This is a genomic window from Symmachiella macrocystis, from assembly GCF_007860075.1.
Classification (GTDB): Bacteria; Planctomycetota; Planctomycetia; order Planctomycetales; family Planctomycetaceae; genus Symmachiella; species Symmachiella macrocystis.
In genome coordinates this window covers 3544613-3565457 of record NZ_SJPP01000001.1, presented here as the reverse complement: position 1 = coordinate 3565457, position 20845 = coordinate 3544613, and the positions used below count along the sequence as shown (strand labels likewise).

Sequence of the window (20845 nt, the reverse complement as noted above, 5' to 3'; positions counted from 1 at the left end):
ATGAGATGTGTGCGTGCCTCGATCCGGCGACGAATTCGGCACATTTCACCTCTCCATTTGGCGTTCTTCAGGCTGAAGTTCGCACGAAAGTTGGCCGGGAATTTTAGCAAGCCCGGCAAATAATAGCGGCGTATCAGACGCCCTGGAACCGGTGGAACCAGCGGTCGAAACCGACTCGCTATCAGTTTTGATTTCGCGGCGAATGGATTCCTTTACGAATCGATTAACCGAATTAAAAATAAGTGTATAGCCCTCAAGGAGGCCAGGAATTGTCGACAGGAGACGCAGAGAACATCCAGCAGATGGATATTCGCGATGAGATGCGGAATAGCTATCTGACCTATGCGATGAGCGTAATCGTCAGCCGCGCGTTGCCCGACGTGAGAGATGGTTTGAAACCGTCGCAACGTCGCATCCTGGTGGCGATGAATGACCTGAACCTAGGGCCGAGCAGCGGCCGGGTGAAGTGTCAAAAAATCTCCGGCGACACGTCGGGAAACTATCACCCGCATAGTGGCGAAGGGGTTTACTTAACGCTCGTGCGCCTGGCGCAGGAATGGAACATGCGCCAAGTCCTGGTCGACAAACAGGGGAACTTCGGTTCGCTGGCCGGATTACCACCGGCTGCCGCGCGTTATACCGAAGCCCGGCTCTCGGCCGCGGCGACGGAAATGCTGGATGACATTCGCCGCGACACGGTTGATTTCGTGCCGACCTACGATCAACGGCTGACCGAGCCGGTCGTATTGCCTTCGCGGTTTCCGAATTTGTTGGTGAATGGTTCCAACGGGATCGCGGTCGGTATGCGGACGATGATTCCGCCGCACAATTTGGCCGAAGTTTGCGATGCCGTGCAATTGCTGATCGACGAACCCGACGCCACACTCGACGATCTGATGGGATGCGTTCAAGGGCCGGACTTTCCAACCGGTGGAATCATCTGTGGACAACTCGGCATCCGGCAGGCGTTTAAGGATGGACGTTCGACAATCGCCGTCCGGGCTCGCACACATTTCGAGCAAGAGAAAAACCACGACGTGATCGTCGTGACCGAAATCCCCTACCTGCAGACGCGGGACGGGATTCGGGAAAAGCTAGAGCAAGTGGTCCGCGAAGGCCGCATTAAAGAAATCTCGCAGATCGTCGATCTCACCGACCGCACGATTCCCGCGTGGCAAGTGCGACTACATATTATCCTCAAACGGGATGCGGATCGTGAAGTTGTATTGAATCAACTCTTCCAGTATTCCCCCTTGCAAACGACGCTCAGCTTGAATTTCGTGGCGTTGGTCGGCAGCCGGCCGAAACAGTTGTCGCTGAAAGAGATTCTCGAAGAATTTGTGCGGCATCGCGTGACCGTGCTGCGGCGGCGGACTGAGTTTTTGTTGGCCGAAGCCAAGAAACGCAAGCACACCGTCGAAGGTTTGTTGATCGCCCAAATCAACATCGACAACGTGATCAACACTATTCGGCAGTCACCCGATCGCAAAGAAGCCTGTGTGCGACTCCAAAGTCTGGAAGTCGCCGGCGAATTGATCGCCCGCGCCTTGGGGGATCATGGATTTCAGTCATTCTTGGCCGAACGTCATCCCGGAACGGATGCGCCGGTCGCACAGGAAAACTACGGACTGACCGCTAAACAGGCCGAAGCGATCGTCGCCATGCAACTCGGCTCGCTGGCCGGGTTGGAACGAGAAAAACTCGGTGAAGAACACCGCAAGCTGTTGGATGACGTCGATGAATTCCTGCGGTTGCTCTCCGACGAAGCACACCTGTTGGCCGTCATCCGCGATGAGATGGATCAACTCAAGGGGAAATTCGGTGACACGCGGCGAACTGAAATCAACGATGAAGAAGTCGGTAACGTCAGCAAAGAAGAGTTGATCACCGAAGAAACCATGGTGGTCACACTGTCGCATCGTGGATATATCAAACGCATCAAGCTCGACAGCTATCAAGCGCAGAACCGCGGTGGCAAGGGCATTATGGGTGCCAAGTCGGATGACGAGGACCCGATCGAACATCTCTTTGTTGCCAGTACGCACGACTATTTGATGTTCTTTACGGATCGCGGAAAGGTGTACTGGCAGAAGGTCTACGACCTGCCGTTGGGTAGCCGCATTGCCAAAGGGCGCGCGCTGGTCAATCTTGTACGTCTCGAACCGGACGAGAAGATCTTCCATTGTCTGGCCGTGCGCGATTTCGACGGAGAACGGCAACTGGTGCTGGCCACCCGCAATGGCATCGTCAAAAAAACCGCCCTCTCCGCTTACAGTCGCCCGCTGCGTGGCGGATTGATTGCCGTCAAATTGGACGAAGGGGACGAACTGATCGGCGTGGCGATCGTTGGGCCGGGAGAAGATTTGCTACTCGCCTCGGCCAACGGGATGGCGATTCGCTTTGCTCAAGAAGATGCACGCAGCATGGGCCGCAATACGCGCGGGGTCAAAGGCATCAGCCTCCGCGAAGGGGACTACGCCGTCGGCATGGTTGTCGCCGATCCAGAATTAAACCTGTTGACCGTTTGTGAAAATGGATTTGGAAAACGAACGCCGATCGGGGTCGTCGATCATGACGAGCCAGAGACCGAGGAATCGGGCGAACCAGAATCAGATGCGGAGACTGCGGATTCAGCCACCGGGGATTCAACCACTGCAGACGAAGCTGCTGAGGACGCACCCGAGGAAACCGAAGCCGCGTCGGAAGAAACGGTCCGCAGTAGCATGAAATACCGCCGGCAAAAACGGGGAGGTAAGGGGGTCATCGATATTCGTACGACGCAACGCAACGGCAAAGTGGTTGCCGTGACGGCAATTTCGGAAGAGGACGAAGTCTTGATGATCACCGCCGGTGGCAAGATCCAGCGTGTGCGGGTTGCCGACATTTCGCAAGTCGGACGCAATACGCAAGGGGTGCGGATTATCCGGATGGGCGAAGACGACAGACTGGTCTCTTTGGCCCGCGTCCCCCAAGAAGAGATTGACGAGGATGCGGTCGCTGAGGAAGAATAGGTGTAGACCCACTGCCTGCAACAAGGTGGTTCCCTAAAGCTCCCCGGCATCCCTGTGACCGTTCGCCTCATTTTCTACAAATACGACTGACTTCGAAAAGGATGAGGCGATGCGTCTACTAGTAACCGGTGGCTGTGGGTTCATAGGATCGAATTTCATACGCCAACAATTGCAGACCTATGACGACGTCTCGATCGTCAATCTCGACCTGCTGACCTATGCGGGCAACTTGGAAAATCTCCGCGATGTCGAAGACAACCCACGTTACGAATTCGTGCGGGGCGACATCTGCGACCGCGAATGTGTGAACAAGATTTTGGAGAGCCAGCCGGTCGATGCGGTGATCAACTTCGCCGCTGAAAGTCATGTCGACCGTTCGATTCTCGATAGCGGCCCGTTCATTCAAACAAATATCGTGGGGACACAAATCCTCCTCGACGCCAGCCGAGCCGCCAATGTGGAGCGCTACGTACAGGTCTCCACCGATGAAGTTTACGGCAGCTTGGGGCCGACCGGTTTGTTCACCGAAGAGACCCCTTTAGCGCCGAGCAGCCCTTATTCGGCATCCAAAACCGCGGCAGACCTATTGGTCAATGCTTACCACCATTCCTTTGACTTCCCGGCGATTATCACGCGATGCTCGAACAATTACGGCCCCTATCAGTTTCCTGAAAAATTGATTCCGCTATTCATCTCCAACGCCGCGGCAGACTTGAAATTGCCCGTCTACGGAACCGGTACTAATGTGCGGGATTGGATTCACGTGGAGGATCATTGTCGCGGAATCGATGCGGCGCTGCGGCGCGGGAGCATTGGCGAGGTATATAACTTTGGCGGCGGCAATGAACGGACCAATCTGGAAATCACGCATGGCATTTTGAAATTGTTGAACAAGCCCGAAAGCTTGATCCACTACGTGACCGACCGCCCCGGACACGATCTGCGGTACGCCATCGATTCCAGCAAGGCCGAGCGAGAATTGCAGTGGCAGCCCCAGGTCAATTTTGAACAAGGGCTGCAAGACACGATCAATTGGTACCTGTCGCAGGCCGAGTGGACCTCCCACATCAAGAGCGGGGAATACCAAACCTATTACGAAGAACAGTACGGCAAACGACTCGAATAAACGCTTCTCTCAAAAAAAACTAAATAAGAGCTGAGAGTATGTTTTCAAAATAAGTTTTCGCGATTGTCTTTCAGCGCAGCGGGAGGGTGAAGCTCCTGCTGAGCCGTTTTTCCCTTTTAACGTGAAGCGAGCGAATGGGTTTGGCAAGCGTCCCGGTCCATCGCGGCTCGGCGGGAGCCTCGCCCTCCCATTCTGAAAACTAGCATTAATTAGAACAGCCGGCTGCTAAGTTGCGGGGCGGCGGCGGTCCCCCATCCGAATAAAACGAACGGTCAAGGCAACGAGGACGACAACACATGAAGATTGCAATGGTGGGGACCGGCTATGTCGGTTTAGTGACCGGGACATGCTTTGCTGAGAGCGGCAACGATGTGACCTGTGTGGACATCGACCAAAAGAAGGTCGACATGCTCCTGGGTGGCGAAGTGCCGATTTACGAACCAGGTTTGACAGAACTGGTCAAGCGCAATGCTCAAGCGGGACGATTGCATTTCACCACACAGCTCTCCGAAGCTGTTGCCGATTCGCAATGCGCATTCATCGCAGTCGGCACCCCGCAGGGCGACGATGGTTCGGCCAACATGGGCGCATTTTGGAAGGTTGTTGATTCACTGGCACCAATCCTGCCCGACGATTGTATCGTTGTCGTGAAAAGCACCGTCCCGGTAGGAACCAATCGTGCGGTGTCCGAACGTTTACGAGAATTGACCGGTCGTGTCTGCGACGTTGTCTCCAATCCCGAATTCCTCAAAGAGGGCTGCGCGATTGATGACTTCACCAAACCGGACCGCGTGGTTGTCGGGGTCGAGCGGCCCGAACCTGCTGAAGTTCTGAAAGAGCTCTACAAACCATTTTTGCGCACCGAAAAACCGTTCCTCTCCATGGGTTTGGAGAGTGCGGAGATGACCAAGTACGTGGCCAATTGCATGCTGGCCACCAAAATTAGCTTCATCAATGAAATGGCGAACGTCTGTGACGGTGTGGGCGCCGACATCAACGATGTGCGTCGCGGCATCGGGCACGATGCACGAATCGGCTTTTCGTTTCTATTCCCGGGTGTGGGTTACGGCGGGTCTTGTTTCCCCAAGGATGTCCGGGCGCTGGCAGCGGTGGCAGCAGCGCACAACGTCGAGTCACAGATGTTGGAATCCGTCGACAAAGTCAATCAAGCACAAAAAACGGTACTGTTCAGTAAACTGCAGCGGTACTTCGAAGGCGATTTCTCCGGCCGTACTATTGCCATCTGGGGCTTGGCATTCAAACCACGTACCGACGACATTCGTGAAGCCCCGGCGCTGGTATTGATTGATCAATTGTTGGCCGAGGGTGCCAAGGTGCGGGTCCACGATCCCGTGGCGATGGAAAAAGTCAAACAAATCTACGGCGACAAGATCACCTATTGGGAAGACCAATACACTGCGCTCGAAGGGGCGGATGCGTTGGCGATCAATACGGAATGGAACGAGTTTCGCAATCCGAAGTTCGACCTGATGTCCGACAATCTGACACAACCGGTCATTTTTGACGGGCGAAATCTGTACGATCCCGCTAAGATGCGCGATCACGGATTTCATTACGAGGGCATCGGCCTGCGTTAATCGCCCGATGGAATAGGGGTGCCACTGGCGGCTTGTCCGCCAGTGCAAACTGCCTAACCAGAAAAACAGTGCTGGACTAACCAGCAGTAGCACCCGGCGCGCCCCATAGACAGTATCTATTTGAGGCCGTTCGGCGCAGCCGGACACCTATTATAAAACGGAGTGACCAGTCGATGGACAACGAATTACGCGGCACCTGTCAAGGAATCTTGGATCGCATTGTTCAGCTCAGAGACTCTCTTTGACTTAGCTGGCAAACAGTCTCGCTCGCAGGAAATCAACGAACTGATGGGGGCTCCCGGATTTTGGGACGACCAGGAGAAGGCGCAAACACTCGTCAGTGAATTGCGCCGGATCACACTGACCATCAAACCGTTGGCGGAGTTGGAAGAAAGCTCCGAAGAGATGGAAGTGCTGATGGAATTCTCCGAGGAGGACGAATCGGGCGAGAGTACCACCGAATTGGAAGGGCTTGCCAAGCAAGTTGAAAAACGCCTGGAGGCGATGGAACTGAAGGCAATGATGAGCCGTCCCGAGGACGCTTGCAACGCTTATGTCAGTATCCAAGCCGGTGAAGGCGGCACCGACGCGTCCGATTGGGCGGCGATGTTGTTACGCATGTATCAACGCTGGAGCGAAGACAATGGCTACTCCACAGAACTGATTGATATCTCCGCAGCGGAGGAAGCCGGAATCCGCAGCGCCACGATTGCCATCCGCGGCGATTATGTGTACGGATATCTCAAAGGGGAAGTCGGCAATCATCGACTGATTCGTATTAGCCCGTTCGACTCCGCCGGACGCCGCCAAACATCCTTTGCTGCCATCGATATTGTGCCTGAAATCGAGGACGATCTCGACATCGAAATCAACTGGGACAAAGATGTGCGGGAGGACACTTACCGCGCCAGCGGGGCAGGGGGACAGCACGTCAACAAGACCTCGTCGGCCATCCGTTTAACGCACGAATCGACCGGTGTCGTTGTGCAATGCCAAAATGATCGCAGCCAACACAAAAACCGAGCGACAGCGCGGAAAATGTTGCAGGCCAAGCTGTACCAAATCGAGCAGGAAAAGCGGGACAGCGAATTGGCCGCCAAGCGGGGGGACAAATCCCGTATTGGATTCGGCGGCGAAACCATCCGCTCCTACGTGTTGCATCCGCAACAACAGGTCAAGGATCACCGCACCATGCATACCTCGTCCAACCCGACCCGCGTTTTGGACGGCGACTTAAATGCGTTTATCGAAAGCTACCTGCGGTGGAGCTTGACGAATTAGGCTTGCGGCTTGAGGGGTGAGGCCTGAGGAAAGTGCGCGCCTAGTTTGACAGTTTATTGTGTTTTAATCAGTGACTTCGGCCCAGATGGCCAATTGCACGGCGGCGTCCAGCGGCATTTCACTCACCCCTAAGGCCACGCGTGTGTGTCGACCAGCGTCGCAGAATAACTCGACGAGCAGTTCCGAAGCACCGTTGAGTACTTGCGGCTGATGCTGAAATCCCGGTGCGGAGTGGACATAACCTTCCACGCGGACAATCCGCGACACCCGTTGCAGATCGCCGATGCAGGCTTTGATCTGCGCCAGTGCATTGACCACACAGATCCGAGCAGCATCGATCCCTTGTTGTTCGTGCAGTTCACTCCCCAGTTTTCCGCTAAAGACGATCTCTTTGCCGATAAAGGGCAATTGACCACTGGTGACAACCAGGTTGCCGGTCCGCAGCACGGGAACATAGTTGCCAACCGCCGCAGGCGGGGTGGGGAGATCGTAACCAAGTTCTCGCAGCTTCTCTTCGATCGTTTGGCTCATCGAGCGGGCTCGCAATTGAATCATGTATTGAATGACTGGTGAAAACTCACCGACTTCACATCATAACCAAACTCGCTCCGCAAGCCCAATGCTTACGGTCAGGTTTGCAGTCACACGTGCTAAGCCGTACTGCGCCAATTTTTGCGGGGAATAGCTCCCAGCAACATGACGGCGATCTGACTGACCCAGAACATGGCCAATGCCTTGAGCACACCGTCGGTAAAGCCGTATGAGTGCAGGCCAATTCCCAATTCATTCACGCCGAACCAGGACCAAGCGGTGACGATGTTGCCGAAGATGGCCAGCATGGCCAGCCCGCGATCTTTAACCATTCCGCCCCAGCGGGCATGCAGAATCAACGCGTTCCACAACACGATAATCAAGGCTCCGTTTTCTTTAGGGTCCCAACCCCAGAAACGTCCCCACGAATCATCAGCCCACAACCCGCCCAACACCGTGCCGAAGAAACTAAAGAACAGGGCGAAACAAACCGTGCCGTAAATCATGCGACTAACCGTCTTGCTGTTTTGCGGTGTGAACGTAGTGGTAAAGACACCCCAGATCACATAGATCAGCCCCAACATGCCGGCCACGAACGTCGTGGCATAGCCCAACGTAATGCAGACCACGTGTGTCGCCAACCAGAACTGCGTGTCGAGCACTGCTTGCAACACGCCAATGGTATCGCCATCGTTGGAAAGCATGTGAGCGATTCCCAAAGAGACAAAACCGGCCGTCGAGGCAATCACGTTGCCGACACCAATTTTGAAGATCAATTCCAACACAATCCCCATCAACACAGCCGCTAGGCCGATGAAGACCGCCGAGCTGTACAGGTTGGTCACCGGGGGACGGCCGGAGATATACATCCGCATGATGACTGCTGCCATCTGCACGCCGCACAGCAGGACGATCAACCAAAAGGCGGCGCGGTTGAAGGGACGGGTCCAGCCCAGCCAAGAGAGTGCCGTCAGCACGAACGCCAGAATGTACAGCGCTGCCGCATAATAGAATGGCGACGCGTGATTGAACCACGCCTCGGCATTGACCTTCGCAGAGCGGTAATCGACCGGGCGGTCTGTGCCTAACAATTCCTTGTAGTCTTCTACACCACGATTAAACGCTTTGGCATCTCCGGCTTTATAGGCATCAAAAATCCCCTTGAGCGCCGCTGTCGCGGGATTGCCAGCTTCGCGCTGCAAATCCACGGTCATGAAATGGTTGACCCATGCCATCGAAAATGGTTCCCATCCGTCCTTGGTCGCCTCGTCAGACTGCGGGGTTGGCACCGAGCGCGGCGGCTGCATGCGGCTGAGGGCCTGGTTAGCCGCGCGGGCGCGTTCCAAGACTTCCCTGGTTTGCACCAAAATTTGCAACGCCGCTTCGCGGTTGTTCTTGAACTCCGCTTCCGTCGGCAACCTGGGGAACTCGGCAGCTACGAATGAGGCTTGCAGCAACGTATAGCGGCGGACTCGTTTGTCGAGCTCCAACACCTTGCGCTGAAAAACGCTGAGGTGTTCGGCCCCTTTATCGCGCGAGACTTCCCGTGCTTTATCGACTTGTTCGTTGAATTCCACGGCCTTAGGCCGCAGTTCCGACAACGAATACAGATACCCTTTGCGCGGTTTGAGACCCAAATTCTGTTGAACTTCGAGATTCTCGATTCGAAAGACCCGATGTTCTTCAGCCGCTTCGGTCCCCGCTGCGACATCCAATAACCAGCGGATGGCGGGTTGACGATTGACGTTGTTGTCCTTGAAATCCTGCTTATTGGAAATGATCCGCAGACTATTGCGGGCCAATGTGTCAAACGGCTTTACGCGGCCTTCGAAGACCAACGGCAGTTTGCCGAATGCGTACAGATCCATCTCGCCCTCAGCTGTCCGAGGCGGCATCGAGACGCGGAGCAGATACAGTGCGCAAATCCCCACAATCAACACCGGGAACCACTGCGCGGCCATCCCGGCCCAGGTCTTGTCTGGCTCTTCAAGCGGAGGCAGCACGCCGTCGTCATCCGTTTTCGAGGAGGACTTCTCGACCGCCTTGGCCGTGGCAACAGGGCGGGACTGGCGATCCATGAAACGGATCAACACCATGCCGAACTGCGCCAACATGCCGATGACCACGATCATGCAACAGACATAGGGAATCATCCAGCCTGGGTTGCTGACGACCTGCAACGTCGTCGTTTCGGTTCCGGTCCGGGGGTCTTGAAAGTAGCCGCTTTGATAAAACGTTTCGCCGGCAAACCGCAGCGGGTTGTTCATCCAGATTTTGACTTCACGATCCACCTTGCGCGACTTATCAACGAGGTGAATGTTCGAGGAGTAATTCCGCGGGGTATCGGTGCCGAGGTAGTCATCCTTGCGGACATCGAGCAGCGTGACCTGATAGTCCTTATAGGTTCGCTTAAACCGCATCGCCACGTCGTAGGCTTTCCCATCGCCAGCAGTCACCGAATCGCTGAAATCGACGTTCGATAAGAACAGGCCGACGAGGTAGGTCCCCAAGTCCGCGCCTGTTTTTTTATCTGTGAATTTTAAATAGGCGGAGGTCAAATCGACGCTGCTGTTGCTGTCCGCACCGGTACTTGCCTTGGCTTCATCAACCGTCCATTGCTGCCCCACACCCGCAGTCGCTGGCGATTTTTCGCCCGGCTTGAGCTTGCGGGCATTGGAGTTTTGCAAAAACTTGACGACTTCAATGTCAAACGGCAAGAACTCATGTTTGATTTTCGCGCCGGTTTTGATCATCGATTTAGGGATCACGACGACGTCGTCGGTTTCCTTCCCCGAGGGATCAATGACGGCGAGTTCCACTTCACGGATGTCGCGGACGAAGTTCGCCGATTGGTTTTCACTGACCGTGAGTTGCGCTTCCTCGTTGGTCAAGCCGACATACAGCTCGTTGAACATCAACAGTGCGATGCCCCAGTGCAACAAGACGATCCCGCCCCGTTTTTTAAACAGCAGCAGACATCCCCCCAACAACACCACTCCGGCGAACGAGGCTTTGATCAACTGCCACAAAATCCGCATTTCCGATTCACCCAGAAATCCGGCGTCCGGTTGAAACACGTAATACAGGAACAGGCCGCCAATAGAGACGTTGACAATCGCCAACGCCCAACACAGCAATTTGCGCTGCGTGCCGACTTGAAAGAGCGCATATCCCGTTCCCAACCAGGCTGCGCCCAGTCCGGCCAACGAGAGATACCACAATGTTTTCCACTCCAATTTAGGAGCGATTGAGAAACCAGCTTGATTGGTTCCACTGGCGATTACCAGCCAAGTCACAAACATGCCAACGGCGAGCAATGCGAATCCCGCGATCCGCTGCGAACCTTTGGCTTGCAGCTTAAAGCGAATGCCGTGGGCGGCGAGCAAGTTGATGCCCATCAATCCGCCAATCAACCACCCGCCGGGAAACGGAAAGGTCAGCGGCAAACTCACGGTCTCGGAGATGCGAAGCGACTCGGGAATGTCCCAACCGGGGAAGAACGAGGGAGGGAACAAGACCTTGAGCGGGACCCAAGCAATCGCAGTGCGGAAGTAATCATCCATCACCTGCCAGATATCATCCTGTGCTTGGGCCAACGTGCCGATCAACACCAGCAGGATCGCCAAAGCGAACAGTACCACGGTGAATTTCAGCGAGGCCAACGGCTTGAGTAGCGGGTTGATGTTGGCGCGCACGGAGAGTGAGTCCAGGCGATCATCGTCGAGTGCCACGTTCTTAGAATGGGTTGTGGTACCGGCCACTTTAGGCTCCGTCAGAAGAGGAAAACTGAATCGATCGCAAGAACGTCTCAAATGCGGTTTTTTCGCGCGCCGCTAAGGCAGCCGGGGCTCGCAATTTGAAGAACCAAACGTTGCCCGCACGCATAACAATCGCTCCTAGAATTGTCTCTTGTTTCGTCGCCGATTCCGGTCCGACCAACTCGACAAACAATCCTTCCGTCCCGCCGATCGACATCTGTGTGGAATCGGCTTTCAAGTCATCTTCGGTGGTGTCGGGCAAATTGACTTGTCCTCGCCAACGATTGATATTCGCTAAGAGGCCACCCACATTACCGGGAAGGCTGATGGCTGTGACTTCCCCTTTGTTGTCTCCGTCGGGAATCTCAAAGGCTGCTTTGCGCATTCCCCCGGCGGCGATCTCTTTCCAACCCTCTGGAACTTCATACGTCAATTTCTCAGCCGCTGCGGGCGCGGAAGGCGGCATGGGTGGCTGCGCCGACTTGGGTTGTTTTGGGGCCGTATAACGACGGATTTGGTCCTGATTTCCGCATCCCGCCAGGAGGCACACCATCGCCAGGGCGGCAATGATATTCCGGCTGCGGGAGAATTGTTTACGCCCGACTTGGATTGTCAAACCGTGGTGGTTTCGCGGTATACGGAACATGCGGAATTTGTCGATTGAGGTTGATGTAAAATTCGCGGGAACGGACCGAGAGCGCCTGATAACGCCACAGGGAATCAGCGCGGGGGGAGCCTGAAAAAACGGGTTTTACAGGCCAACGCCATGTTTAGGAGGGTTAGATCTTATTATAGGCCCGCAGTCCGCAAAAAGTACACGCTGACTTGTCGGATGTGCTGAAAAATACCGGGAAACCCTCACGCACCCAGAAAACATGGCGTACACTTCGGTGCTGAAGTCACCGTTTCTCCTCGACACCTTAAACCCCAAAGGTAGCATGATGCTACGCGCTGCAATATTCGCTTGTGGAATCTTCGTTTCCCTCTGTGGAACCGCGTTCCTCATGACCGACAAAATCGTAGTTTTCCCCAAACGCGAAGCGGTCGCGCTGATGAAGTGGGAAGCACCCCGTCGCGATCCGCTGGGAGCGATACTCTACGGAGCCGTCGCCCCGCGCCGCGAGATTGCGGTCCCCGAATGGGCCGCCTATGCGACGCTCTCCACCGGAGCCGTCGCCGCCGTGCTGGCGCTGGGCAAGGGACGTTGAGCTCCGTCGCCAACAACAACAGCGAAAAACTATTGCTTATTGTTGCTTAGGGCCGTTTTCTCGAGGATCGGTCCGTAAGTAACGCTCCAGCCCTAGCCCCAATCGCCGACCGATCATCTGATACCCGGTTGTGTTACTGTGTGGCGTATTCCAAGCGGTTTCTAGCGTTATGCCGACGGCGTAATTCTGCGTATTCTGATTGATCCAATTCGCCGAAATTCGTTTCCACAATGGATCGTATTGCGGGCCGGTGGTCTTTAACTCTTTTTCCAAAGGCCAAGGGTCGACAAATTCCGAGCGGCAGGCTTTGATGAATCGTTCTTGGTGAATATATCGTTGCTTAGATACTAGGCTCGGTGCGGCAACGAAGAAGAACGGCTTCGGTGAATTGGCCCCTGGATTGTGTAAATCGATGAACGCGACAAGGCGCTGTCGTTGATCCAACGCCTCCAGCTTCTGCTTGGCAGTTTTAATGGCATTCCATTGCGTATCGGCAAACCATCCACGGTTGTGGTCATAGGGGACTTGTTCCTTCCCGCCATTCCCGGTCGCCGTATTGTCGATGTCCATGATCGGCACGAAATACACGACCGCTCGATGACGCAGCGCTACAGCACGGGGATCATCGCTAATGAGCCATTCAGCAAAACCACGTCCGACCCAACTCGCGCCGGATTCCCACGCGTGTTGCCGCGCTTGCACCCACACAGCCATTCGTGTGCCGTCATCGTCACCACCTTCGGTGACTGTTATCGCAGGCACAGCGCGACCGGCACGTGTGCGGCAAAGCGTAAACGCCGTTGCGTGCGGGGACGACTTGTCCAGTTTTTTGGTCAAGGCTTCGGCGTCACTGGGAAGAAACGGCGGCCCCCAAGCAAACCACGCGGTGGTTGCATCAATTTTTGCGGTCCAGACTGCACGATTCTTATCGCGCACACCTGGCTGAGTTTGTAACCACAGCTTCTGATCGATGCTCATTGCCGCGCGTCTCGGCAAAGCCCAATTCGCACTGAGCGCTTGTCCGTTCGCACGTTTGAGTTGGTCCGCCACAACCTCCAAGGTTATCGTTTCGCCCGGCTCAATTCCGTCCAGACGAAAATACCACCAACAGGGCCAACCGAATTGAGGATCTCCGGCGGGGCGGATCGAGACGCGACGTGCGGCTTGATCAATCTGCACAACCTGAGCCGATCCGCCGGGAAAATCGGAGGTGACCCGCAGTTCCCCGGCATCGACCGTCATCGTACAGGCGGCCAGCGCGCATAAGGCAGCCACGGTTTTGGAAACGAGAGACACCGTCAGATGAGCCTTTCCGCTTACGATACGTGCGCGCCCTTGGTCTCGACATACACCGCATACAGCGACTGGCTGGCGGTCATGAACAGGCGATTGCGTTTCGTGCCGCCGAAGCAGACGTTGGAACAAATTTCGGGCAGCAGGATTTGCCCGATACGGTCGCCATCGGGAGCAAAAATGTGCACGCCGTCATAGCCTTCGCCAACCCAGCCGGCACTAGCCCAGATGTTGCCGTCTTCATCGGCGCGAATCCCGTCGGCGAAGCCCGCCTTGCCGTTGAGTTCCATCGACGCAAACACTTGGCGATTGGCCAACGTCTTGCCGTCAACGACGTCCCAGACTTTGATGTCTTTGGGCGCGTCGGGGTAGTGCGACGCACCCGTGTCGGCGACGTAGAGTTTTTTGTAATCGGGTGAAAAGCAGAGGCCGTTGGGTTTGTAAATCTCGTCAGCGACCTTGTCCATCTTGCCGGTTTTGGCGTCGATACGATAGACCGCTTCCTTGATATGCAGCGGCCCCTTGACCCCTTCATAATTCATCAAGCTGCCGTAACCCGGGTCGGTGAACCAGATGGCCCCGTCGTGAGGGTGCACGACCGCATCGTTAGGAGCGTTGAGCGGTTTGCCCTCCCATTTGTCGGCTAAGACGGTCATGCTGCCATCGTATTCATATCGCACGACGCGGCGGTGTCCGTGCTGACACGAGATTTGCCGTCCTTGATAGTCGAAGGTGTTGCCGTTGCTGTTTCCCACCGGATTGCGAAACGTGCTGACGTGTCCGTCTTCTTCCAGCCAGCGATGTTGGACGTTATTGGGAATGTCACTCCACAACAAATACTTCCCGACTCCATTCCAGGCTGGCCCTTCGGCCCACAACGTGCCGCGATACAGCCGTTGAATCGGCGCGTTGCCCAATTTGTATTTGGCGAATCGAGGATCAAGGACCACCACATCGGGATCTGGATAACGGACCGGTGCCGCGCCGGGACCATAATCACGTCCAAAGGCGAGATTGGCCGTTGCTGCCGCAGTTGCCGCAGCGGTGGCCAGAAATGAACGGCGCCCCAATCGAGCGGCGGGCACGGATGCCCGAACGGTCTCCTCAGCGTTTCCGTTGGCGATTTCGGTCATGGTTGTCTCCTCTCAAGGTGGAAGGTTCCTCGTGACAGTTTGCGAAACAGAACGCGCTTCAACCGCTGTCCCACATCACTAGAGCCGGATAAAGATGTTGTGCTTCTCAAGATGGCGTACAAACAGGTAGTTAATGGCCATGAAGACAAACGTGATAAACCAGCAGTACCACAAAGGCGAATCATTCGGTGCGAGGCTATGCATCGAGTGTCCCACAACGTGGTGAATCGCATAGGCGGCCAGTGGATTCATACCGAACGTACGGAACACGCCGATGTGCATGCCACCGATATCCGACAGCAGAATGAACAACGCATAAATCGCAATCGCGACCCCTGTGGCGAAGAGGATAAACGAAACGCTGACCATCCGCTTGTACATCATCCAATAGTTCCACTGCCGTCCGTAGTCGTAGTGCTGCGCACCCAACAAACTCCGCGACAGCTTTTCTAATTCCTTTTGTTGTTTCTCATCCAAATCCGGCAACGCTTCTAATTCTTTTTTCTTTTCGAGGCGGGCGTTGGTTGCTTTTTGGTCAGGGTGCGGCGGCATGATAAACGGCGGTTCGGCTAACAGGCCTGACAACCCGCGTCCCGCAGCCTTGCTGAAATCAGGGACCATGGGGTCGGACGCATATTTATCGGGCTGGGGTTCATCGAGAGGAATATCGTAAAACCGCGTACCGCATGAGAGAATGTAGCCGATGATCATGAATACAGCGGCAAACAGAAAGATCTTGCCACCGGCATTTTTACGGGTATTCGACGCCAGAATATCGTAGACCAACGAACCGGCCAGCATGGCCACCGACCAGGACATGATGCCAAAAAATCCACCATCCCAACACCGATTGCCGCCGGTGTGCCATAATTGGACCATCCAATTGGTTTGGTCACCATGCACGAATGCCCAATTGAACCAAACGGAAATCAATACGTGCGCCCCTAAACAGCCAAGCATGACCACGAAACGAATGAGTGGTCCAGCGGCGATCACCGGCATCACAAAAATCTGACAAACGGCGATGATGCTGAGCACTTCCCAGAGATTGGACTTGATCAACCGCATCACAAATTGAAACGTCTTGTTGACTTGCACCTCTTCCATCTGGCCTTCGGCGTTGGTCACTTGGATGGTTTCCTCTGCGCTGAAATCGCTCCAGCGTTTAAAATCGCCTCCAAAGCCGTACAACATCAACGACACCAAAATCAACGCGAGTGAGCGGCGAAAGTATGTCGAATACGTTGTCATCGCACTGAACTTCTCCAGGCGTTTCAGGATCGTCAACCGATAGGAGAATCCGACAGCGAAGATAAATCCCGGCATGATCCAGTCAGCGAACGTGACGTAGTTGTCGTTATGTTTCCAAAACGGACTGATGGCTTGGAAGTGAGCGAAATTCACAATGAACATGCTCAGCACGGTAAAGCCGCGAAACTGGTCCATGGAATCCACACGGCCAAGTGTCGGTTGAGAACTCATAATGACAACGCCTTCAGTCCGAGATTCGGGAATAATACTTTTTGGAGGTTATCTCTATTTTGACGGTCGGGACATCATGCGGACCGTAAGAAAAACGAATAGGAATCGTTCGATTTTACTGAGACATGATCGGACGACCTGGCGGCGGATTGCGCGGTTGTTGCCAATCCCATTCGGTCATGTAATCAATATCCAAGTAGGGGGTCTCTACCGGTTTACCCCCTTGTAACTTAGAAATTAGCAACGCGTCCAACGCACCGCTAGTAACCAAGGTCCGCTCAGCGGGCCAGGTCGGTTGGCCAGTATGAAACATTTTCTCCGCCCCCTCCAACAAAAAATTGAAGTGTGCGAACGGACGGGCTTCTTGCGTCCAAAATAATGTCGAGGTGATTTCGTCACTGTCCGCCTCGCGCCACGCAACCGACCACCCTTGCAGCGCGGGATTGAGTTGCAGCACACTCGCCCGCAATCCATCGCGATAGTCGATCACAAAGAGCACCGGGTGCGGAACCAATTCTCGCATGTCTTGGTCGGGAGAAATCGGACGTGCTTTTTGGCGGGACAAGGCGGCGCGAAACAATTCTTGATCATACACGCCCTGCTCACCGGCTTCCCACACCGCATCGTCTTCTAGGCAATAGACCGATTCGATGCCGGTCTCGCCCCCCTGACGGCGTTCGGCCAGGCATTGCACCATTTCCAAGGCGTGAAAACCATACGCGTCGAGTGAACCGTAAGAGACGGCGACGATCTCTTTCAGCTTTGCCCCTCGTTTGGTGTTCGCCGGAGGATACCGCCACAAACCGGGCAATGAAGACCCCGCCATGAAGGGGATCTTGAGCCGCTGCGTCGCATCATAGATCTCTTTGGCGTCGGCCCAATTGTCGGCGACATGCTTGTCATGAAAAATCGGGACTACCCGACCGCTGCTTTCAAAGACTTTGCGAACTTCAGCAAACAGTCGTTTCTTGGGATAGATCGTCTGTCCGGTGTCGGACTTCGGATATTGACCATGCTCAGCGATCAACAAAATGCCATCGACGGCAAGTTCCCCCGTTCCCAGCGTGAGAGCTCCTTCGATTGTCTCGAAAACCGGCACGCCATGTTCTTTGGCCAATCGGCGACTCGTGTCATTTTCGGGGACTTGATCGGTATACAGCGAAACGAGTTGTAGTTTGGGAAACTCGCCTTTTCCATCGAGAGTCTTGGTCTGCATCAACTGGCTGACAATGACGTCGGCATGGGAGTTATGTCGATATTCAGTGACCACAGCAGCGATGCGCGGCAATTTTTGTTTTGCCGGCGAATCAACGGAATCATCTGCACGCACTGGGCCTGGAGATGTGATCCAACCCATCAGCGGAATTGCCAAAACCAGACAGGCAAGAGTTGATCCGAAAACGCGCTGCATTAGACATTTCCCAGGCAAGGTGAGAGTTCATTTGCCTCCATGCTAAGGAATCCGCTCCGCCTTCGCCATCTCGCGGCCCACAACTTCGATTTTTACCCGAACTTCGCCGGACAAACGCTGCTTCGGCAGAAACGGCATACACGACTGCTCAATCGCTGGTTTGGCCATCACAATTCTCCTTCGAAGGCCACCATCGGGCAATGATCGAGTACCAGCCGCTGCACTATCACGCGTCCGGACAACAGGTTGCGACAACGTTATTTGTGGACTTGCTATCGCTCTGTTGACCGGTCATAACAGGACCTCTCCGCCGTGCATTTCCGACAGCTTCCGTGGCAACCTCGGCCGTGCGGCCTCAGTAGTCAACAACGTGCTAAATGCATTAATGCAAAGTGCTTTTGGCAATTCAGGGAGGATATTTCATGGCAACTGTCACGCCAAAAACCAACGAAGCCGATCGCCTGCCCCCGCAGGATATTGAGGCGGAAAAAAGCTTGTTGGGTAGTATGTTACTGGTCAACGACGTGATCGACGAAGTCGTCGAGTTGGTGACGCCCGATCACTTTTACGTAAAAGCCCACATGCAGATTTGCGATGCGATCTATCGCATGCACGAATCGGGCAATCGCGGGATCGACGTCGTCACAGTCGCCGAACATCTGCAACGGACCGACCAGCTCGACGAGGTCGGCGGTGTCGGACATCTGAGCGAAATCCTCAACACCGTCCCGCACGCAGCCCACGCAAAATACTACGCACAAATTGTCCGCGACAAAGGCATCTTGCGGAACCTGATTTACGCCTGCACCGATATTCTCAGTGAAAGCTACGACAGTTCTCAGGATACGGTCGACATCCTCACCAAGGCGGAACAGACGATTTTTCAAATCGTCGAACAGCAGGAAAACACCGACAACATGGTGCTCAAGGATATTCTGATGGATGCGTTCGACCGCATTCAACAGAGGCGGGAAAAAGAGGGGAGCATCAGCGGCCTGAGCACTGGCTTTTCGGATCTCGATAACCAAACAAACGGATTCCAACCCTCGGAATTGGTGATTCTCGCTGCACGGCCCAGTATGGGAAAAACCGCGTTTGTGGTGAACATCGCCGAAGCTGTCGCCCGCCAAGCTCGTGATCGCTTGCGCGACGAATATGTAAAACGCGGCGAAGAGTTACCCTACGGTACAATCCCTGAAGGGGGCGTGCTGATTTTTAGCCTGGAACAGTCTAATCTAGAATTGGCCGAACGGCTTTTATGCATCACCGCCAAGCTGGACGGGCACAAAATGCGCAAAGGCGACCTCGACGATGGCGAATACGATCGCGTGATGGAAGCCTCGTCGGAGTTGGGCGGCATGCCGATGTACATCGACGACAAACCGGGTCGCAATATGTCGGAAATCGGCGCCATCGCCCGTCGCCTCAAACGCAAGCAGAATATCAGCTTAATCATTATCGATTATCTGCAATTGATCGAACCGGAAGACAAACGCGCGCCGCGGGAACAACAGATTTCACTGATTACACGGCGGCTGAAATTCCTGGCTAAAGAAATTCATGTCCCCGTCATCGCCTTGGCACAGCTCAACCGTGGCGTCGAATTGCGAGAGGATAAGCGGCCTCGCTTGGCGGACTTGCGGGAAAGTGGAGCGATCGAACAAGATGCCGACATTGTCATGTTCTTGCATCGTCCGGACGCCTACGACCCCGAGGATTCGCCCGGCAAAGCGGAAGTCGTTGTGGCCAAACACCGTAGTGGTCCCACCGGAATCGTGGACCTGACCTGGCAAAAAGAGTCGATGCGATTCGTCGATTACAGCCATATGGCCGAACCGGACGGCGGGTATTTCGGTGACGACGATATGGGCGGGTTTTAACACAGCGCTGAACCCTTGTTCGCTAACGGGTGTCCCGTAAAATATACGGATTCGTCCCCCTGCGCTTTCATTCTGCAAGTCATTGATTTTTTGGGAAGTTCCCTCATGGTAAAAGTCGCCATTCTCGGTGCGACGGGTTACGCCGCCCTGGAGTTGATCAAAATCCTACTTGCTCACCCCGAAGTGGAGATCACCGCCCTCACCACACGGCAGGAGGGAAGTCCGCACGTCCAAACCATTCACCCCAGTTTGCACGGCCGGTTGGACCTGACTTGCGACAATCTGACGACGGATGAAATCTGCGAAAAAGCCGACGTCGTTTTTTGTGCACTGCCCCATAAGGCGAGCATGGAGGTCATTCCGCAATTGCTGGCTGGTGGCTGCAAGGTGGTCGACCTCAGCGCCGATTATCGCCTGAATGATCCAGGCGTTTATGAACAATGGTACGGCGAGGTCCATACCGATCCCACGCGACTGGGAAACACGGTGTACGGTTTGCCCGAGATTTGGAGCGACCGCATTCCCGGATCAGAATTAGTCGCCAATCCGGGCTGTTATACGAGCACGTCGATACTCGGACTCGCGCCGCTGATCGCCGGGGGGCACATCGAACCGACGGGTATTTTCATCGATGCGAAGAGCGGTATTTCCGGAGCAGGTCGTGGACCAAAATTGACGACCTTGTACCCCGAATGCAATGAAAGCGTCGCCGCCTACTCCGTGGGTCGCCACCGCCACACGCCGGAGATTAACCAGATTCTCAGTGAAGTCGGCGGTTGCAAGGTCGACGTGGTCTTCACCCCGCACCTGATGCCCATGGACCGCGGTATCTTGTGCTCGATCTATACGAAACTCAAAAGCGCGATCACCGAAGATGAATTGCTGGACGTGATGCGGAAGTATTACAGCGACAAACCGTTCGTCCGCATCGTCGAACATCTGCCGGCCACAAAAGACGTCACCGGCAGCAATTTCTGCGACATCACCGTCCGCCGCGTTGGGGACAACGCAATCATCTTCAGCTGCACCGACAATCTGATCAAAGGAGCAGCGGGCGTAGCGGTGCAGAATTTCAATTTGGTGTGCGGATTTGAGGAGACGCTGGGGTTGTTGCCGTGACGTGGGAGCGCATT

15 protein-coding genes are annotated in these 20845 nt (G+C 55.0%); 7 read left to right on the top strand and 8 right to left on the bottom strand.

Going from position 1 to position 20845, the window contains the following annotated elements; translation table 11 throughout:
* Window positions 1–302: 302 nt before the first annotated feature.
* The 4 genes from gyrA (at window position 303) to prfB (ending at window position 7016) form a co-directional block, all read left to right on the top strand.
* Window positions 303–3011, top strand: a complete 2709-nt coding sequence (gyrA, locus tag CA54_RS13810) for a DNA gyrase subunit A (RefSeq protein WP_146372388.1) — start codon at window positions 303–305, stop codon at window positions 3009–3011.
* Window positions 3012–3120: 109 nt separating this feature from the next.
* Window positions 3121–4137 carry a dTDP-glucose 4,6-dehydratase gene (gene rfbB, locus CA54_RS13805; RefSeq protein ID WP_146371317.1) on the top strand — a complete coding sequence of 339 codons (1017 nt, stop codon included), beginning with the start codon at window positions 3121–3123 and terminating at the stop codon, window positions 4135–4137.
* A gap of 296 nt (window positions 4138–4433) precedes the next feature.
* Window positions 4434–5735 carry a UDP-glucose dehydrogenase family protein gene (locus CA54_RS13800; protein WP_146371316.1) on the top strand — a complete coding sequence of 434 codons (1302 nt, stop codon included), beginning with the start codon at window positions 4434–4436 and terminating at the stop codon, window positions 5733–5735.
* A 173-nt stretch (window positions 5736–5908) separates the two neighbouring features.
* Window positions 5909–7016, top strand: a protein-coding gene (gene prfB / locus CA54_RS13795) for a peptide chain release factor 2 (RefSeq protein WP_197532451.1) whose coding sequence is annotated in 2 segments (ribosomal slippage) — window positions 5909–5977 and window positions 5979–7016 — 1107 coding nt in all. Because the reading frame shifts where the segments join, the coding sequence is not laid out codon by codon here.
* 63 nt (window positions 7017–7079) lie between these two features.
* On the opposite strand, the gene CA54_RS13790 is transcribed toward prfB, so the two are convergent.
* From CA54_RS13790 to CA54_RS13780, 3 genes are all read right to left on the bottom strand, one after another.
* On the bottom strand, window positions 7080–7547 hold the full coding sequence (locus CA54_RS13790; RefSeq protein WP_146371315.1) for a RidA family protein: 468 nt from the start codon (window positions 7545–7547) through the stop codon (window positions 7080–7082).
* 119 nt (window positions 7548–7666) lie between these two features.
* Window positions 7667–11308 (bottom strand): cytochrome c biogenesis protein, encoded by a 3642-nt coding sequence (ccsA, locus tag CA54_RS13785; protein WP_146371314.1) that lies wholly within the window; start codon window positions 11306–11308, stop codon window positions 7667–7669.
* 1 nt (window position 11309) lies between these two features.
* The gene (locus CA54_RS13780) at window positions 11310–11951 is read right to left on the bottom strand and encodes a hypothetical protein (RefSeq protein ID WP_146371313.1); all 642 of its coding nucleotides are present in this window, start codon (window positions 11949–11951) and stop codon (window positions 11310–11312) included.
* A gap of 358 nt (window positions 11952–12309) precedes the next feature.
* On the opposite strand from CA54_RS13780, the gene CA54_RS13775 reads away from it, so the two are divergent.
* The gene (locus CA54_RS13775) at window positions 12310–12513 is read left to right on the top strand and encodes a hypothetical protein (RefSeq protein WP_146371312.1); all 204 of its coding nucleotides are present in this window, start codon (window positions 12310–12312) and stop codon (window positions 12511–12513) included.
* Between the two features lie 36 nt (window positions 12514–12549).
* Here CA54_RS13775 and CA54_RS13770 read toward each other — a convergent pair whose 3' ends face one another.
* The 5 genes from CA54_RS13770 to CA54_RS30015 all read right to left on the bottom strand — a co-directional run bounded on the left by CA54_RS13770 (window position 12550) and on the right by CA54_RS30015 (window position 18000).
* The gene (locus tag CA54_RS13770) at window positions 12550–13809 is read right to left on the bottom strand and encodes a M14-type cytosolic carboxypeptidase (protein WP_146371311.1); all 1260 of its coding nucleotides are present in this window, start codon (window positions 13807–13809) and stop codon (window positions 12550–12552) included.
* A 20-nt stretch (window positions 13810–13829) separates the two neighbouring features.
* Window positions 13830–14939: an SMP-30/gluconolactonase/LRE family protein gene (locus CA54_RS13765; protein ID WP_146371310.1), complete on the bottom strand. Its 1110-nt coding sequence runs from the start codon at window positions 14937–14939 to the stop codon at window positions 13830–13832.
* 78 nt (window positions 14940–15017) lie between these two features.
* Window positions 15018–16421, bottom strand: a complete 1404-nt coding sequence (locus CA54_RS13760) for a hypothetical protein (protein WP_146371309.1) — start codon at window positions 16419–16421, stop codon at window positions 15018–15020.
* Window positions 16422–16536: 115 nt separating this feature from the next.
* On the bottom strand, window positions 16537–17832 hold the full coding sequence (locus tag CA54_RS13755) for a hypothetical protein (protein WP_146371308.1): 1296 nt from the start codon (window positions 17830–17832) through the stop codon (window positions 16537–16539).
* Window positions 17833–17874: 42 nt separating this feature from the next.
* A complete protein-coding gene (locus tag CA54_RS30015) occupies window positions 17875–18000 on the bottom strand; it encodes a hypothetical protein (protein WP_261343726.1) in 126 nt (41 codons plus the stop codon).
* Window positions 18001–18254: 254 nt separating this feature from the next.
* Here CA54_RS30015 and dnaB point away from each other — a divergent pair, with 254 nt between their 5' ends.
* Both dnaB and argC read left to right on the top strand, forming a co-directional pair.
* On the top strand, window positions 18255–19712 hold the full coding sequence (gene dnaB, locus CA54_RS13750) for a replicative DNA helicase (protein WP_146371307.1): 1458 nt from the start codon (window positions 18255–18257) through the stop codon (window positions 19710–19712).
* A 105-nt stretch (window positions 19713–19817) separates the two neighbouring features.
* Window positions 19818–20831, top strand: a complete 1014-nt coding sequence (gene argC, locus CA54_RS13745; RefSeq protein ID WP_146371306.1) for an N-acetyl-gamma-glutamyl-phosphate reductase — start codon at window positions 19818–19820, stop codon at window positions 20829–20831.
* The last annotated feature ends 14 nt before the right edge of the window (window positions 20832–20845 follow it).